Raw genomic sequence first — 19,717 nt, 5'->3', positions numbered from 1 at the left:
TATGCGTTTAACGGATCTAGTTAGCAAATTAAATGAGCGAGGGATTTACCCTTATATTGAGTCAGGCAAATTAAAAACACGATCTGAGCAGCCAATAACAGATCCTCAAATCATTAAATTGATTAAAGATCATAAAGAAGCGCTGATAGAGTTTTTAGCCCCCAATGATGTTGTGTTGGATGCTGAGCCGATCACCCTGTTGGAAGATAGAGGGGCGCCAAGTGAAGCCTCATACGCACAGCAACGACTTTGGTTTATCGATCAACTCGAAGGGCATAGTGCGCAATACAATATAAATATTGGTATTGAATTAACTGGTCAGGTAAACCTAGACGCTATCAAGTATGCGCTTAATGAAATTGTTAAACGTCACGAAATTTTACGCACCACGTTTGTTAAAAAAAATAATCTGTTATTGCAACAAGTGAATGATATTGAGGTGTTGGACATTCAATATATTGACCTATGTGGATTGGATGAACAAACGCAACAATTGAAATTACAAGATATTAGCCACAACTTAGCTAAGCAAAGTTTTAATCTTGCGCATGATATGATGCTGCGTTGCACCGTCGTACAGCAACAAATGCAGCTGGTGACTTGTTTCTTCACTATTCACCATATTGCTTCTGATGGTTGGTCCCGCGCGGTGTTAATGAAGGAATTTAGCGAGTTATATCGCGCTTATGTGACGCAAAAACCAGCCAATCTTGAGCAGTTAAATGTTCAATATCGCGATTTCGCTGCTTGGCAAAGAAAAGCCTTGCAAGGCGAAACGTTACAACAGAATCTCAATTGGTGGACATCTCAACTTGCAGATATGCCGGAAATACACCAGTTACCGCTAAGTCAAAAAAGACCCGCTCAGCAGCAATTTGTGGGTGGCAAGTGGGTACATACAATCAAACGTAATACTCTGGATATTTTGTGCCAAGCATATTCTGTAACACCGTTTGTGTTATTGCACACGGTATTTGCATTATGGATGGCGCGATATAGCAACGAGTCAGATGTTGTTGTGGGTACGCCAATCTCAGGTCGGATTCATAGAGAAGTGGAAGGACTAGTAGGCTTTTTTGTGAACACTTTGGTGTTACGCACACAAGTCAACAGCTCCGATAGTTTTGAGTCATTATTACTGCGAAATAAAAACAATGTATTGGATGCCTTTTCTCACCAACAAATTCCCTTTGATATGTTGGTTGAACAGCTGCAACCATCACGTAGTCTAGCGTTTAGTCCGTTATTTCAAGTCTTGTTTTCGTACCATCAAGGTAGTCATGAAACGCCAGAGTTGCAGTTGCCTGGCGTACAAATAAATGCGCTGGAAAATGAAGACAACACGAACCAATTTGATATTGAATTTAACGTGTCGGTACATGCGGATGAAATTCATATGGTTTGGTCATATAACCGAACCTTATTTAGTGAAGCAGCAGTCGCCCGTTTTGCTCGAAGTGTTGAAGTTTTGTTGCAAAGTGCGGCTGAAACACCACAGCAAAAAGCATTAGCTTTAGCACTGATCGCACCGGTTGATCATCATAAAGCAGTCATTGTAGAGCAAAGTAGGACCGATTTTGCACTCATTCACCAGTATTTTGAGCATCATGCAGAGCACCGCAGTGACCAAATTGCTTTGATCAGTGATGAACATAGTTTGAGTTATCAAGACATTAATATTAAAGCAAATAAAGTTGCACATTATTTGATTAGCGTTGCGGTTAAACCGGGTGAACGTGTTGGTTTATGTACTCGTCGTAGTGCTGATATGTTAATTGGCCTATTGGGTATTTTGAAAGCTGGCGCGGCGTATGTGCCATTTGATTGGGATGCACCTGAAGAGCGTTTGATCACGCAACTTTCAATCGCCAATATTAATGTGATACTGACTCAGTCTGAGTTGATGATGGGGCTGCCATTTGATGAATTGGAAGTGTTGCCACTTGATTACGTGGACGACTTACTCAGCATGCAACCGAGCAATAACCCTCAACTAGCGACTTGTACGGGTGAACAAACAGCGTATGTGATCTTTACCTCTGGTTCTACAGGCTTGCCAAAAGGGGTGATGGTGAGTCACGCCAATGTCGTTAACTACATGCAATATGCATCTGATGAGTATGGCTTGGCGAATATGAGTGGGGCTATTGTGAGTGTACCACTGACTTTTGATGCCGTAGTCACATCGTTACTGGTGCCTTGGGTTGTTGGCAAGCCTGTCGTATTGCTCGCTGATGCGATGCAAGATTACTTAGCGCAGCTACAAAGCTATTGTCGAGAGTCGACCCCATGGCTGTTTAAATTGACCCCTGCACACTTGGAGTTGCTAAGTAAAAATGCCTTGTCACATAGTGATACGGCACACCATTTTGTGGTTGGTGGCGAGGCATTAACCCAGTCTTTAGCGGCAAAATGTCTACAAACCATCAGTTCAAATATGGTTATTTTTAATGAGTATGGACCCACTGAAACAACGGTAGGGTGTAGTGTGTATAAACTAACACATGACACTCTAGATACGAATAGTGTGTCCGTACCGATCGGGGTAGGTATTGCTAATACGCGTATCTATGTCATGAACGAGCAGCAGCAATTAGTACCCGAAGGTGTAGTTGGAGAAATTGTTATTGCTGGCAGTGGTGTGAGTCAAGGTTATTTGCAAACCCCAACACGCCCAGCTGACAAATTTATTCAAGATCCTAAACACCCAGAAGACGTTATGTATCGTTCAGGTGATTTGGGTCGTTACTTAGCTAATGGTGAACTTGAGTATGTTGGTCGAGTTGACAGCCAAGTAAAGCTCAGGGGCTTTAGAATTGAGTTATCTGAAATAGACGCGGTCATTAGTCAATCAGATTTAGTGAGTGAGTGTTGTACACTTGTTCGCGTGCGAGAAAACAATGACAGCGTGATTGTAAGCTATATCGTTCCCGCAGATAATTTTTTAGACACCGAGCAGGAAGAAACGACTTTGCAAGGTTTGCAGCACACGCTAAACACGCAACTGAGAAGTCACAGCAAGCAATATCTTCCTGAATACATGCAGCCAAGTGTTTACATGTTTATCAGTGAAATTCCGTTGACTCATAACGGCAAGGTTGATCCTAAAGCGTTACCGATGCCAATAGATAGCGACTATGAGAAAGAAGTATTTGTCGCGCCAGACACCCCGTTAGAAAAGTCATTGGCGGGTATTTGGCAGTCGGTATTACACATCGAACAAATTGGTATTGATGATAACTTTTTCAGTTTAGGTGGACACTCATTATTGGCCACACAAGTGGTGAGTGAAATAGCTGCGCAGCTACATATAGATGTTCAAGTTAGAGAGTTGTTTGAACTCAATACCATTCGCAGCTTGGCACAAGCGCTTGAAACGAAAGAGGAAGCAAAAGGCGAGCATATTCGTGTTGTGAATCGCGATCAAGTGCTACCGTTGTCATTTCCACAGCGTAGGCTTTGGCTAGTTGACGGTATTGATGGCGGGAGTACGCAATATCATATTGATAATTTACTCAAGTTGGACGGAGACGTTAGCTTAGCAGCCTTGCAACATGCGCTGGATAGCATATTACTGCGTCATGAAATTCTACGTACCAATTATGTTGCAGATAAAGGTCAGCCATATCAAAAAATTAATGCTGCTACAGGGCTGTTGTTAGACGTTGTTGAGCTAACAGAACTTGAGCCGAAAACACAGCACGATGAGCTTAACAGACGGATCAGCGCACAACGGAAAATACCGTTTGATTTAGCCCATGATTTGCCCATTCGCGTCACTCTATACAAGTTGGATGCACAGTCATATGTCATGTTGTTAACGGTACACCATATTGCTGCGGACGGCTGGTCTAGCAATTTATTGATCGCAGAGTTCACCGAGCTTTACCGCGCCTATATTGAAAGCCGCGTAGCCAAATTACCTACACTGCTCATTGGTTATGCTGATTACGCAAGTTGGCAGCACGTGTTTATTGAGTCTCCTGAGTGTGCGCAGCAAATAGCTTACTGGAAACAACAGCTTGCACATTTACCCGTGGCGCATAGCTTACCTTTAGATAAGCCAAGACCTGCGACCCAGCAGTTTCATGGCGGTAAAATAAGCCAGCAAATAGGTGTGCAAGTGGTGGCTAAATTGCAGCAACTAGCGCAAAAAAACAATGCGAGCTTATTCATGGTGCTGCAAAGTGCTTTCGCATTATTGTTAGGGCGATGGAGTAATGAAACGGATGTGGTTATTGGCTCTCCAATTGCTGGAAGAGCGCATAAACAGCTCGAGCACTTGGTAGGTTTTTTCATCAATAGTTTGGTACTTAGAACTCGTCTAGATGCAAATCCAAGCTTTGTGCAACTGCTGGCGCAGAACAAGACTATGATCTTAGATGCCTTTGCGCACCAAGCCGTACCGTTTGATTTGTTGGTCGATGAGCTAAAACCTGAGCGTAGTTTAAATCATTCGCCAGTTTTTCAAGTCAGTTTTACGATGCATAACCTTAATGACGTGGCGGGAGAGTTGCCTCACGTCAAAGTATCTGAATATGTGGTAGACAAAGAGCAAAGTCGTTATGACATCGAGTTACACGTTACGCAAACACCACAGGGGCTGATTATTCGTTGGCTATATGCGACGAGTCTTTTTGAGAGACAGACCATTGAACGCCTGTCTCAGTCATTTGCAACCTTGCTCAATAGCATATTGGCTTACCCTGAGCGACCAGTTCAACAACTGTCGATTTTACCAACCTGTGATATCGAGCCATTGGCATCATTACAGGCTCCTCATGCGAATATTCAATCTGACTGCATACATCGTCTATTTGAGTCGTACGCTCAATCACAGCCGAGCGCTATTGCTGTTCAATATGAGGATGAAACACTGAGCTATGAGGCTCTTAATCAGGCAGCGAATCAACTCGCTAGATTGTTAGTTTCACAGGGGGTAAAAGCCAATCAACTGGTCGGTTTGTGTGTAGAGCGTTCTGTGGAAACCATGATTGGTATTTTAGGTATTCTCAAAGCAGGGGCCGCTTATTTACCGATTGATGCTGAATACCCTGAAGAGCGTATCAATGGCATGCTTGACGATGCTCAAGTGGAGATAGTATTGACGCAGCAGAGTGTCCTCGAAAACCATGCCGTGTTAGCTGAATACACAACAATTGCACTGGATGGACCAATACGAGTGGCATTGTTAAGTCAATTTGAACATCATGATATCAGCGATGCAGAGCTACCGTTGTCAGATAGTAACTTGGGATACAGTATCTATACTTCAGGGTCGACGGGTAAGCCAAAAGGTGTACAGTTAACGCATCGTGGTATGGTTAATTTGGCGCATAACCAGAAAAAATTATATAGCACTAGCGCGGGTAGCAAGGTACTCAGCTTTGCCTCATTGAGTTTTGATGGTGCGACATTTGAGTGGCTATGGGCCTTAACCAGTGGGGCTACCTTATTTATAGCTGCGCAAGAACATCGAACCTCAGCCGATAAACTTTCACGGTTCTTAATTGATAATCAAATTACTCATGCAGCTATCCCACCGGCATTATTGACCCAGATCCCACAGGTACAAGATTATGCACTTGAAGTACTAATCATCGCTGGCGAAGCCTGTGAAGAAAAGCTCGCGTGGCAGTGGACAAAACTATGCCGTGTTTGCAACTCTTATGGACCGTCAGAAAACACCGTTGCAGCAACCCATAAAGATGTGATCTATAACGAACCTATCACGCTTGGTCATGTGTTAGATAATGTTGAAGTTAAAGTAACTAATGCCGATGGGCTACGTCAGCCTATTGGTGTACATGGTGAGCTTTGGTTGACAGGATTGGGCCTGTCCACAGGTTATATTAATCGCCCTCAATTAAATGATGAAAAGTTTGTAGTTGATGAACAAGGCAAGCGGTTTTATAAAACGGGTGATTGGGTTAAATGGTGCAATAGCGGTGAACTTGCCTTTTTAGGCCGAATGGATGATCAAGTTAAGATCCGTGGTTTTAGGATTGAGTTAGGGGAAATTGAAACCCGCTTACTTGCTCACCCCTGGGTTGCAAAAACGGTTATTGTGGCTGATAACAGCAGTGGTGTGGCACGTATTGTCGCTTATGTCGTGGTGCAAGATATACCCGCTGCAGAGCACAATGATGTGTTATTGGGAAAAACATGGCGTGCGTTTTTAAAGACCGATTTACCAGATTATATGGTGCCTTCTGCATTTGTGGTGATCGACGCCTTACCGCTAAATACAAATGGCAAAGTCGACAAAGCTAAGCTGCCTAAACCGAATTTCCAAGCTCAACAGGCCTATGTGGCACCTAGCTCAGTTCTTGAAAAGCAATTAACGACAATTTGGCAAGAAACATTGCGAGTTGAACAAATTGGCGTGAATGACAACTTCTTTGAAAATGGCGGTGACTCAATTTTGGCTATGCAAGTGGTGACTCGTGCTACCGAGCAGCAAATTGAGATCAATACCAAACAGCTTTTTGAAGCGCAAACCATTGCTGAACTTGCTAAGTTGGCTGGTAAAGCTGAGGCTGCTTCAACACCTCAAGAAATGATTATGGGAGAGGTGTCTTTGTTGCCGATACATCACCTGTTCTTGTCGGAAGAAACAGTGGATCGACATCATTATAATCAAGCCGTTTTACTAACTGTGCCTGCTGAATTCAACGAATTTGCGCTGCAGGCTATTATTGAGCAGCTTTATCTGCGTCACGATGCATTGAGATTACGCTTTGATCTCGATGAACAAAGCTGGCATGCAACACACTGTGCCATGGAAGGGGAATTAATCACTCAAAGCTGCATCGTTGAAAACATGCCACAGTTTTCTCATGAAAACTGGGTAACTAAGCGCTGCACGTATTGGCAACGTTCTTTTAATCTAAATAAAGGACCGTTACTTAGGGCGGTTTATTTTAAATCAAGCGCGGAGCAAAGCCGTCTGTTGTTGGTGGTACATCATATTGTGGTTGATGGTGTATCTTGGCGGATTTTACTTAACGATGTACAGCGTGCGTACGCGCAGTGGCAAAAGCAAGAGCCATTGATGCTTGGAGTAAAAACCTCATCGTATCAGCAGTGGACGCAAGCAATTTTAGATTACGCGCACAGTGATGAGTTGCAAAAACAATCTGATTATTGGGTGTCGCAATACCATCATGATATTGCGCCTTTACCATTAGATAAACCACAAACGGATTGGGGCAGTATTGGGAGTACTGCAACTACGGCGATTGAATTAACGACACAAGAAACCAAAGTACTTTTGCACGAGTGTAATCAAGTGTACCGCACCAAGATCAATGAGTTACTACTGGCTGGTGTGTTTTTAGGAATGCGTCGTTGGACACAAAGTAGCGGCTTGCGCATTCGCCTTGAAGGTCATGGACGAGAGGCTCTTTTTGAGCAACTCAACACGACAGAAACGGTGGGTTGGTTTACCAGTGTCTATCCGTTGACACTTATTTCAGAGCAGTCAGATATTGCCACTGTGATTAAATCGGTAAAAGAGCAGTATCGTGCATTGCCTGACAATGGTATTGGTTACGGCGTACTTCGTTACTTAACGCGTGATGAAGCTTTACTGCAAGTGTGTGAAGGAAAAGAACCCGAGCTGGAATTTAACTATCTAGGCCAATTTGACCAAGTTATTAATGATGATACCGATTTTGATGCTGCGCCAGAGGCTGTTGGTGAAAAAATTAGCCACGCAAGACAGCGTATGCACCGAATTGGTTTATCTGGAAAGGTATTTGATGGGCAATTGTTTTTTGTACTGGATTACAGCATTGACAATTACCATACCGAAACGATGGTTCAGTTGGCGCAATGGATTGAAGATGGTTTACGCTGCGTGATCCACCATTGTCAACAAGTACAAGTGGGTGACTACACGCCGTCTGATTTCCCGTTAGCGCAAGTAGAGCAGCAGCAATTAGACGCTTGGCAAGTGCAATATCCACAAATGGATAAACTATATCCGGCAACGCCCATGCAAACAGGGTTGCTGTTTGAAAGTATGATAGATCCAGGCACCTATGTGGTACAGACTTATCCTATTCTCCAAGGACAGCTAAATGTTGAGGCGTTTAGACAAGCATGGCAAGAATTTGTGGCATCGTACGATATTTTGCGTACCGTGTTTGTTGAGCAAGGAGAAGCATTACACCAGTTAGTGGTGAAACAGGCAACGTTGCCATGGCGGTTTGAAGATTGGCGTCAACTTGATGAGAACCAGCAACAAACTGAATTTGCTCAATTGCTACAGCAAGACCGAGCAATTGGCTTTGATTTTTCACAAGCGCCATTGTTGCGAATCACTTTAATTCAATTGTCAGATGACCGTTTCCAATTACTGTGGAGTCAACACCATGCTATTGCTGATGGCTGGAGTATTCCTATCATCTACCGTGATGTAATTGCTTTATATGAACAACTGGTGAAAGGTCAGATCACTGAGCCTTTAGTGCCAGTACCTTATGAAAAGTACATGGCATGGCTAATCAAGCAAGACCTACTGGCAGCTGATACGTATTGGCGTACACTGATGGCCGATGTGACCTCACCAACACAGTTGAGTTTACCGAAGCCCCAACAAGTGGCATCACCCGCTTATGTGAAACAATCGTTGATATTGAGTGAGCAGCAAACCCTCGCACTGACTCAGTTGGCACAAAGCCATCAGACAACGCTCAATACTTTGTTGCAATGGGCTTGGGGATTCATGCTGAATCAGTATTGTGGCGATAATACCGTGGTATTTGGTGCAACTATTGCCGGGCGTCCTGCTGCTGTGGCTGGTATTGAGAGTATGGTGGGGTTATTCATTAATACCATTCCAGTGAAGGTGAGTTTTGCAAAGCAGCAAAGCCTCGCGAGTGCATTGTCTGAGCTTCACCAGCAATTTCAACAAAGCATGGAATATGGTTATTTACCGCTTGCACAGGTGCAACGCATGGCGAATATTCCCAACACCAGTGCTTTGTTCGATAGCTTGTTGGTGTTTGAAAACTTTCCGATTGATGGAGAAATAAAAGAGTCAACACTGAAAGAGCAAATTAGCATTGAAGTGTCGCAAGCTGAGCAGCAGACACACTATAAAATGACGTTAATTGTCAATCCAAATGACAACTTACGTGTTGAATTTAGATATCGAAACTCAGAATTAGATGAACATACTGTTGTTCGATTAAAAACACAGTTTCAACGGGTATTACAGCAAATAGCAACAAATCAGTCGCTTAGCTTGTTAACAGATGATGATGTGCAAACTCAACTTGCTCGCACTCAAAATGAGGTGGCATATACCGATAGCATGACTCTATCTCAAGGGTTTGAGCAAAGCGTTGCGATTGCAGCAGCTTGTCCTGCTTTGATTGTCGGTGAGCAAACGCTCAGCTATGAGCTACTTAATGCTAAAGCTAATCAGGTGGCGCACAAACTCATAGCGAGTGGTGTAGTACCCGGTTCATGGGTCGGCCTACACTGTACGCGTAGCGTTGAGATGGTTGTTGGTATACTGGCAGTCATCAAAGCGGGTGCCGGATATGTGCCGTTGGACCCCAGTTATCCACGAGAGCGTTTACGTTTTATCGCTCAGCAAACGCAGTTGCAATGTGTGCTCACTCAGCAATCATTGGTGTCAGACTCTGATTTTGAGCAAGTCACGCAGTGGTGTTTAGATGACTGGTCATTATTTGCAAAAATGCCAACGTCTAACATTGACCTTGTCGCAAAGGGTGTTGACGGAACAAATAAATTAGTCGCGCTATATACCTCAGGATCGACTGGTACACCAAAGGGGGTTGAGCACACACACCGCAGTTTTATTAATGTCGCACTCACAATGCAACGCCATTATCCAAGCCTAAATAGCCAAGCTGCCGTGATGCATTATTCGACGATGAACTTTGATATGTCATTGTATGAATTGACACAAGCTTTCTTGAGTGCCAGTCCTTTGGTCGTAGTAGAAGATGAAGAACGCTATGAGTTAAGTAAGCTTGTGGCATTGATTGTCGAACATCAGATTGATCGCATTTATCTACCAACCGCTTTACTCGGGCGATTGGCGCATTACGTGTTGAGCGAAAGCATCAGATTGGATTCTTTGAAAGTCATTCAGGTTGCTGGAGAGCAGTTATTGGTGAATGATGAGATAAGACAATTTTTTGCGCAATGTCAGTGCCAACTTATTAATTTATATGGGCCTACAGAGAGCTTTGTAGTGAGTCATGCGTTGCTAGATGGTGACCCTATGCTTTGGCCAGATGTGCCTGCCATTGGTGAGGCGATCGATAATGTGCGGTTGTATGTACTAGATACTCAGCATCAGTTCGTACCCTTAGGAATGCAAGGTGAGCTTTATCTCGCGGGTGATGGTTTGGCGAATGGTTATATCGTACAAACAACTGAAAAGAGCAGTGCGTTTTGCCAAATTACACTTGCTGATGGGATATCTCGGCGTATGTATAAAACTGGCGACCTCGTGCGTTGGAACGAAGCTGGCAAATTAGAGTTTATTCGCCGAATTGACAAGCAGGTGAAAATTAGAGGTTTCAGGATTGAAGTAGGTGAAGTTGAGGTCGCTATTAGCAACATCGCTTTTGTGGAAGATGCCGTTGTAACGGCTCAGGAAAACAAAGGTGAACATTATTTGGTTGCGTATGTTGTTTTTGCCAACGCCGGCGCTCAAAACCAACATGATCTCTTAATTCAACTCAAGCAAGTGCTGCCGCATTATATGCTTCCCGCCAAAGTGGTGGAGCTGAATAGCTTGCCATTAAATGTAAATGGCAAGGTTGATATTTATGCTTTACCGAAAGTTGAATTGGCATCTGAGCTGAGCTTTGTCGCGCCTAAAAATGAATTGGAAGTACGATTAGCCAAACTTTGGTGCGAGGTACTCAAGGTGTCACAAGTGAGCACTCAGAGCAGTTTCTTTGAGTTGGGCGGACACTCCATTTTAGCTATGAAGCTGATCCCTATGATGCTTAAAGAGTTTGATGTGGCTATCTCTGTTGCTGATTTATTTAACTATTCAACGATAGTGCAACAAGCTCAGCTTATCAATCTGTTAGCACAGCACACACAAGAAAGTAATTCGCATATTGAACCATCAGAAGAATTAGAAGAATTGGAGTGGTAACCATGGATGTATTTCATCTTATTAAGCAATTAAAAGATGCCAAAATTAATGTATCAGTTGTCGATGGCAAACTTAAAACCAGCGCCCCAAAAGGCGCAATCACAAGTTCATTGGCCGAGTCTATTAAAGACAACAAAGAAGCATTGATCGCACTGTTGCAGCGTGTTGAAAAAAGCGAATTGTCGCAACACCAAATTAATGCCGCACCCAAGCAATCTATGTATCCATTGTCGTACGCACAGCAACGTCTGTGGTTTATTGATCAACTTGAAGGTTCAAGTGCGCAGTATAATTTAAGCTATGCCTTAGGTGTAAAAGGTAATCTAGACGAAGCGGCGATGCATTATGCACTCACCAATATAATAGCGCGTCATCAGGTGCTCAGAACCACATTTGTGATGCAGCAAACACAGCCAATGCAACGTGTGTCTGAGCAATATGATGTGCATATTAAAAAGGTGAAATTGGCTGTCGCAGATCCACAAACATTGTTTGAGCTTATTGAACAAGAATCTAACTGCCCATTTGATTTAGCAAACGATTTAATGCTGCGCTGCTGTATTGTGGAGCATGGCCAAGGTGAACGCGCCCTGATTTTTACGATGCATCATATTGCCTCAGATGGTTGGTCGATGGGCGTTTTAGTGAAGGAGTTTATGGCTTTATATGAGGCATATAAACAAAACAGCCAAGCTAACTTACCTGAATTACCTGTGCAGTATTTTGATTTTGCCTATTGGCAAAGACATCAACAAGATGGCGAACTGTTTAATGCGCAGCTCAATTATTGGCGCGACAAATTAACAGGATTGCCGCAAGTTCACAGTTTACCGATAGATAAGTCAAGGCCAGCTAAGCAAAGTTACACGGCTAAGCGTCATACGCAAAAACTCGATAGCACGTTGCTACAGGCGTTAAAGCGGTTGGCGAGTGACTATGATATTAGCTTGTTTATTGTGCTACAGAGTGCTTTTGCTGCATTGAATGCTGCGTACAGTGGCGAACAAGATATTGTCATGGGGGTACCTCATGGTGGTCGTAAACAAGCACAGCTTTCTTCCTTGATTGGCTTTTTCATCAATACCTTAGTATTTAGAACGCAATTTGATGAGAGCACCACCTTCGCATCACTGTTGGCACAAACAAAGCGTACAGCGCTAGAAGCGTTTGATAATGATCTGGTGCCGTTTGAACAACTTATAGAAATGCTTAATCCTGAGCGTTCGCGAGCGTACAATCCTGTATGTCAAATTAAGTTTGTGTTGCAAAACCATGATACAACGCAGTTAGAGGTGGATGATGTAGAGTTTGAGGCCATCGCTAAACAGTTCGATAAGGTGCGCTTTGATTTAGATCTCACCGCCAAAGAGTTGGAAAATGAGCTATTACTCACATGGACCTATAAAGAGGACTTGTTCTTAGATAGTTCGATTGCAGCAATGGCAACAAGTTTTAGTAGTTTACTTTCGCAAATGGTGTCTTGTCCGGACACTCGTTTAGTTGATGTGAACTATGTCAATGCCACTATGCAGCCTCGTTTACTGCAGCTTGGTTGTGGTGAGTTTGAAACAGCGCAGCGACAAAATGCGCTGGTCAAGCAAATTGAGCAACAATCTAAAGCAACACCCAATGCCACGGCGGTCAAAGCGATTGCTCAAAATGGCGTTCTTAGCGAACTCAGTTACAACCAGCTCAATACCAAGGCGGGACGCTTAGCTGCGGTACTGTTAGATGCTGGTGTGGAAAGTAATGAACGAGTGGGAATTTATCTCGGGCGAGAAATTGAACTACTGATCGCATTACTGGCGGTACATAAAATTGGCGCGTGTTATGTGATCCTCAGTTTGGATGCAAAAATGCAGCGGCTGCAGCACATAATGCAAGATGCTGATGTTGGCGTGGTGCTTAGAAAGCGCCAACAAGGGCTAACAACGCTGAAGGGGGTGGATAGCATCTATCTAGATGACGCTGTTACTGAACAGGACTGGTTGTCGGAATATCCAGTAATGTGCAGTGTTGATGTCGCGCTGAGTCAGAGTGCCTATGTACTTTACACCTCGGGTTCGACAGGCATGCCCAAAGGCGTTGAAGTTACGCATCGAGGCATGAACGATTATTGCCAGATTTCTCGAGTGCATCACTTTGCAGGGCTTGATTCATTGGTGGCCAGCGCTGTGACATTTGACATGACTTTACCGGGATTATTTGTTCCTTTGCTACAAGGCGGTTGCGTTAATTTGCTGGCACAACAAGATGAACTCACGGTACTGGCCGACACCTTAGTGCGTAATGAGTTAGGCGGTTGTTTTATTCGCTTAACGCCTTCGCATATTTTTGCCATGTTGCCGTTGTTACCAGCTGAGCCTATCAACGCGCCGCACCAATTTGTGATCGGTGGAGAGCGTTTTACCAAACAGTTAGCGGTTGAATTGCAACAGCATTTCCCACACAGTCAAATATTTAACCACTACGGACCTACCGAAACAGTGGTTGGTGCAACATGTTTTGATGTTAGCGCACAGCTGGCACACGCGGATGAGCATTTGCCAATTGGTCGGCCGCTGCCCAATACCCAGTTACTCGTACTAGATGAGCAGCAAAGACTGGTGCCACGAGGTATGGCAGGTGAACTATATATAGGTGGCGCGCGGGTTGCTAAGCACTATCTTAACCGTCCAGAGTTGAGTGCTAAGCACTTTGTCGCACACCCCTTTAAAAAAGGTGAACGATTATATCGTACCGGTGATAAAGTGCGCTGGTTAAGTAACGACAATTTATCGTTTCTGGGTCGTATTGATGAACAAGTAAAAATTCGTGGGCATCGCATTGAGCTGGGGGAAGTTGAGCAGCAGTTATTAAAAATTAACGGGGTTGCTTTTGCTACCACAAAAGTATGGGGGACAGAGCATAGCGCTTATATTGCCGCGTATTTATGCGTTGATCCGCCGCTCGCGAGTGAAACCATCGCTGCGCAATTGGCGCAAGTGTTACCTGATTATATGTTACCGAGTGCCTGGGTATTTGTTGAACAACTGCCACGCACTGGCAACGGCAAAGTAGATAAAGCACAATTACCTGAGCCACAGCAAACACAAACCCATACGATAGACGCATTACAAAGCGAAACGGAATTGCGCTTGGCTGAAATTTGGCGCTCGGTGTTAGGGCAGCAACAAATAGGCCGTCAGTCTGAATTTTTTGTACTCGGTGGTCACTCTCTATTAGCTACACGGGTTGCGAGTGATATTAATCACATATTAGCTAAGAAAGTAGCTGTAGCAGCGTTGTTTGAGTATCCTCGCCTGTGTGACTTAGCAGACTTTTTAGACACCTTGCCAAAATCGGGCTTTAAACCCATTGAACGGGTTTCTCGCTCACAACCTTTACCAGTTTCATTTGCTCAACAGAGGCTGTGGTTTATCGAACAGCTAGAAGGCGGGAGCGCGCAGTACAATATGCCTTTTGCGCTGCGTCTAAAGGGGCAATTGTCGATTGATGCGCTACAGAGTGCTATTACACAACTCATTATTCGTCATGAAATTTTACGCACATGCTATGTTGAACAAGATGGCCAAGTGCAGCAGATCATTCATGAAGCGAGCGAGATGCCTATCACCCTCGTAGAGCTATCTCACCTCAGTGGTGATGACTTGACTCAAGCATTACGTGATCTTGCCCAACAAGAATCTACTCAGCTATTTGATTTAAGAACCCAAGGTGCGCTTCGAGTCACAATTGCCAACATTGCAGCGAATGACCACGCTTTGTATATAACATTACACCACATCGCCTCTGATGGCTGGTCAAATGGTATAATTATCAGAGAATTATGTGAGTTGTACCGTGCAAATCGAGCCCAGCAACAAGCGAATTTACAACCACTGGATATTCAGTATGCAGATTATGCAATGTGGCAACGAACTCAACTTGGTGATAGCAGTGTTCAGCGACAGCTTGATTACTGGCAACAGCAGTTGAGTGGTGCGCCTGCGGTACACAGTTTACCGCTTGATTATCCAAGACCTGCACAGCAACGTTTTACTGCAAAGCGTCATGATCATTGTATTGATGGTGTGCTCGCCACGCAGTTACACGAATTTTCGCTGGCGCAAGGTACGTCGCTATTTATGCTGTTACAAAGTGTATTTACCACTTTATTGGCACACTGTAGTGGCGAAAAAGACATCGTTGTGGGGACACCAAATGCCGGGCGTAATCATAAGCATTTAGAACCTTTAGTTGGATTTTTTATTAACACTTTGGTCTTGCGCACCTCGTTGGTAGATAACCCAAGTTTTGTAGAATTGTTAGCTCGTACACGACAGACTGCATTGGCAGCCTATGAGCATCAAGACATTCCTTTTGATTATTTGGTTGATGTATTAAAACCAGAGCGCAGTTTAAGTTACTCGCCCATTTTTCAAGTGTTATTTACTATGCGTAACAACGACACACCAGAGTTTAGTCTCGAAGGGGTAGATGTTACGGGAATTGCCGGTCAGCAGGCATTGTCGAAGTTTGATATTCAGTTGGCAGTGGAGCACACCAGTCAAGGTATAACGACATCTTGGTTATATAACACATCACTATTTAGCGAGGAAACGATTGCTAAATGGTCATCGGCATACGAAATATTGTTACAGAAAATGCTGCAATCGCCAGATGAGAGTGTGTTTGCCCATTCATTACTTGACCAGTTGCAGCGCACTGAGTTGCTAAATCAAGCAAAAGGCGTCACGCACACCATGGGCAGAGCGCAAAGTTTAATACAGCATTTTGAGGCGCAAGTACTTAAAACACCTGATGCACAGTGTGTGACATGTGGTGTTACAAGTCTCACTTATCGTCAATTGAATGAAAAGGCCAATCGCTTAGGGCGTTATGTGTTGGAACATACTCAGGGTCAATCAGTGTGTGTTGGTATCCATTTGGGCCGTTCAGTGGAATTACTCATCGCATTGTTGGCAATTCAAAAGTCAGCGGCAAGCTATGTTATTTTGCCACAAGAACATACATCGACACGCTTGAACGCGATGATTGATGAGGCGCATATTCAGCTTGCGTTGGTTGATTCTTGTAACGACGAGATTGATGGGAGCGTCAGTCAGTTTGCTATGCAAAATGCTGCGACGGATAGCACTTGGTTACAAACTTATGCGAGCGATAATCTCAACCGCACGGTGGCATTAAACGATACCGCTTATGTGTTGTATACCTCAGGATCAACGGGTAAACCCAAAGGGGTTGAAGTTTCTCACTTAGGGTTAGTGGATTACTGTTTGACGTCAAGCCAAATACATTGCCCGCCCGCAGGTTCTGTTGTGGCCAGCAATATTGCGTTTGATTTGTCTATACCAGGTCTATATGCGCCTTTAATCAGCGGTGGCTGCGTTACGCTGATCCAGGCAAATGGGGATCTTGAGGAATTAGCACAATGTTTAATGAATGAAGATCTTGGCGCGCGATTGGTGCGTTTAACTCCTTCTCATTTACGCGGGTTGTTACCTTTGATTGAACAGTGTCAGTCTTCATTGGCGCATAGTTTTGTGGTTGGAGGGGAACGTTTTGATGCGAGTTTGGCTTTCACTCTTCGCACTCACTTTCCACAGGCAAAAATATATAATCACTATGGGCCAACTGAGACAGTAGTTGGTGCAACTTGCTATGAACTACCATCAAAAGCAACGCTTACGAGTAGCGTATTACCTATTGGTAAACCTTTACCGAATACCTCTATTTATGTGTTGAATGAATCATATCAATTGGTACCTGTTGGTATGCCCGGCGAGCTATATATTGGTGGACTAAGAGTGGCTAAAGGCTACTTAAAGCAACCTGAACTGAGTGCGGCACAGTTTATTGAAAATCCATTTGTTGCAGGAGAGCGACTATACCGCACCGGCGATAAAGTGCGTTGGTTACCATGCGGGAATTTAGCATTTATTGGTCGCTTAGATAGCCAAGTTAAAGTGCGTGGTTATCGCATAGAATTAGGTGACATTGAGCAACATTTGATTGCGCACCCTGATGTTGAACAAGTGGTAGTTCGTATTGTCGACGTCGCTGAACAACAGATACTGTGCGCTTACGTGGTGAGTCGCGCAACAGTGTCGACTCAGGTACTGCAAGCATTTTTACAGCAATCATTACCGCATTATATGATCCCGACATGTTTTGAGTTTCTTACCACTTTTCCCCTGACGGCAAATGGTAAAGTTAACACTAAGGCACTCCCTAAACCTAGCTTTACACAAAGCCATTATGTTGCGCCGCGTACGCAGCTTGAAAAACAACTTGTTGCTATTTGGCAAGGGGTGTTAAACCTAGAAAATGTGGGCATTGAAGATAATTTCTTTGCAATCGGTGGCGACTCCGTAATGAGTATTCAAGTGGTCTCACGCGCTGCTAAAGCGGGTTTGTCATTGTCAACGCGTCAGCTATTTGAGTGTCAAACCATCGCGCAGTTGGCAGCTAAGATCAGTGATCGTGTGCAAAAGTTTTGTGAGCAGGGCTTCGTGTCTGGAGAGTGTGCGCTGCTACCTATACAGAAAAACTTTTTGCAAGCAGAACACACCCATTTACACCACTTTAATCAAGCTGTATTGCTTGAAGTGCCAACGTCATTACAAGCGTGTGTATTACCTAATATTGTTACTGCATTGCTAACGCGACATGATGCATTGAGGCTGCGTTTCAAATGTGTTGAACAACAATGGCAAGCTTGGCACCAAAGATTTGACGACGACATGTTAGCGCAAAGCTATCAAGTCGAGACTATCTCTCAAACGCAAGATTTTACTCACACAGTGACACAACGCTGTGAGTATTGGCAAACTCAGTTTGATTTGGAACAAGGGCCATTGTTTAGGGTCGTATTTTTTGAACATAAACAACAATCCCGTTTGTTACTGGTTGCTCATCACATCGTGGTGGATGCTGTATCATGGCGCGTTATTTTAGCAGATTTAGAGCAAGCGTATCAGCAAGTACAGCAAGGATTGCCGGTACACCTTGGTGTGAAAACGTCATCATTTAGTGCCTTCGCAAATCAAGTTGTGCAATGGGCTAATAGCGATGTCTTGGTTACGCAACGTGAGTATTGGTTAAAGCAACTTGAACCAAGTTTACCTGTGCTCCCTAAAGATAGGGAAACATGTGGGCACGGCAGTCAAGCGAGTACGCAAAGTTGTGGATTTGAATTATCAACATCACAGACAGCACGGTTACTTGAACAAGCTAACCAAACGTATCATACACAGATTAATGAATTACTGCTTAGTGGTGTGTTACTTGGTGTGTATAACTGGACTGGCAATCAAGGAGTTCGAATTAAGCTAGAAGGACATGGTCGAGAAGACTTGTTTGAACACTTAGATACTACAGAAACAGTGGGCTGGTTTACAACGCATTATCCGTTAGCACTACACAGTGAAGATATGCGCACCTCAGAAGTGATCAAAGCAGTTAAAGAGCAAGTGCGCGCAGTCCCTATGCGTGGTTTTGGCTTTGGCGCACTGCAAATGGTTGATACTGATTTCGCCTGGACAGAAAATAATGAGCCATCTTTTACCTTTAATTATTTGGGCCAAATAAATCAAGGTGCATCTAGTGATGTTGCGCCTGTATTTGGTTTTGCACCTGAACGTCACGGTGCAACAAGTAGTGCGCAGCGAACACGCCGTCACGGTTTAATATTTAAAGGTCTGGTAGCAAACGGTCAGTTACAAGTGTCATTTCAGTATAGCGATGAGCAATATGATCAACAAACCATGCAATCTTTTGTTGACCATCTGCGCTTGGGGATTGAGACAGTTTTAGAGCATTGTTGTCAATTATCGAACCAAGTATATACACCGTCAGACTTTCCACTGGCCCATGTTACACAACACCGTTTAGATCAATTGCAGGAACATTATCCTCAACTTGTGCGTTTATACCCTGCAACGCCTATGCAATCAGGGCTTTACTTTCATGCACAAATAGACAAGTCATCGTATGTCACACAGCATTACCCGATATTAAAAGGAGATATGGATGTGAATGCCTTTAAACAGGCATGGCAATACATCATAAAGCGACACGATACCTTTAGAACTGTTTTTGTTGAGTGTGATCAAGCGCTACACCAGTTAGTAAATCAACATGCTATATTGCCTTGGCAGCAGCTGGATTGGCGTGATAAATCACAGGTACAGCAACGTCAAGACTTTGCGATGTTACGTGCCCATGAGCGCGCACAAGGTGTTGATTTTGGTGTGGCACCGTTGATGCGTGTAGTATTGATCCGCTTAACTGAGGATAGCTACCAGCTCCTTTGGAGCCATCACCATATTTTGTCAGATGGCTGGTCTTTACCGCTGCTTTTCAAAGAACTTATGCAATGTTATCAGGCTCTAAGCCACAATCAGCAGCCAGTTCTAAAACCCGCCCCTATTTATGAAAATTATATGGTTTGGTTGGCGCAGCAATCAAAAGATCAAGCTTTGGTGTTTTGGCGTGACCGCTTATCTCATATAGAAGCGCCAACGCCTTTGGTGATTGATAAACTCGGTACATCCACTG

2 protein-coding genes (1 of these 2 cut by a window edge) are annotated in these 19,717 nt (G+C 43.9%); both read left to right on the top strand.

Going from position 1 to position 19,717, the window contains the following annotated elements:
* The first annotated feature begins 1 nt into the window (after window position 1).
* Window positions 2-11,155: an amino acid adenylation domain-containing protein gene (locus AC5FX4_RS12785; RefSeq protein ID WP_493606763.1), complete on the top strand. Its 11,154-nt coding sequence runs from the start codon at window positions 2-4 to the stop codon at window positions 11,153-11,155.
* A gap of 2 nt (window positions 11,156-11,157) precedes the next feature.
* Window positions 11,158-19,717 carry the 5' portion of an amino acid adenylation domain-containing protein gene (locus AC5FX4_RS12780; RefSeq protein ID WP_493606762.1) on the top strand. It continues 7,136 nt past the right edge of the window, so only the first 8,560 of its 15,696 coding nucleotides appear in the window; the start codon lies at window positions 11,158-11,160; the stop codon falls past the right edge of the window.

This window comes from Pseudoalteromonas sp. ATL1 (assembly GCF_058933015.1).
Note: the sequence above shows the minus strand (reverse complement) of the source record. Positions and strands in the feature narration are given on the sequence as shown.

What these genes read in the sequence shown, in the direction of transcription:
- AC5FX4_RS12785 (WP_493606763.1), top strand. Translation starts at nt 2, where the DNA reads ATGCGTTTAACGGATCTAGTTAGCAAATTAAATGAGCGAGGGATTTAC.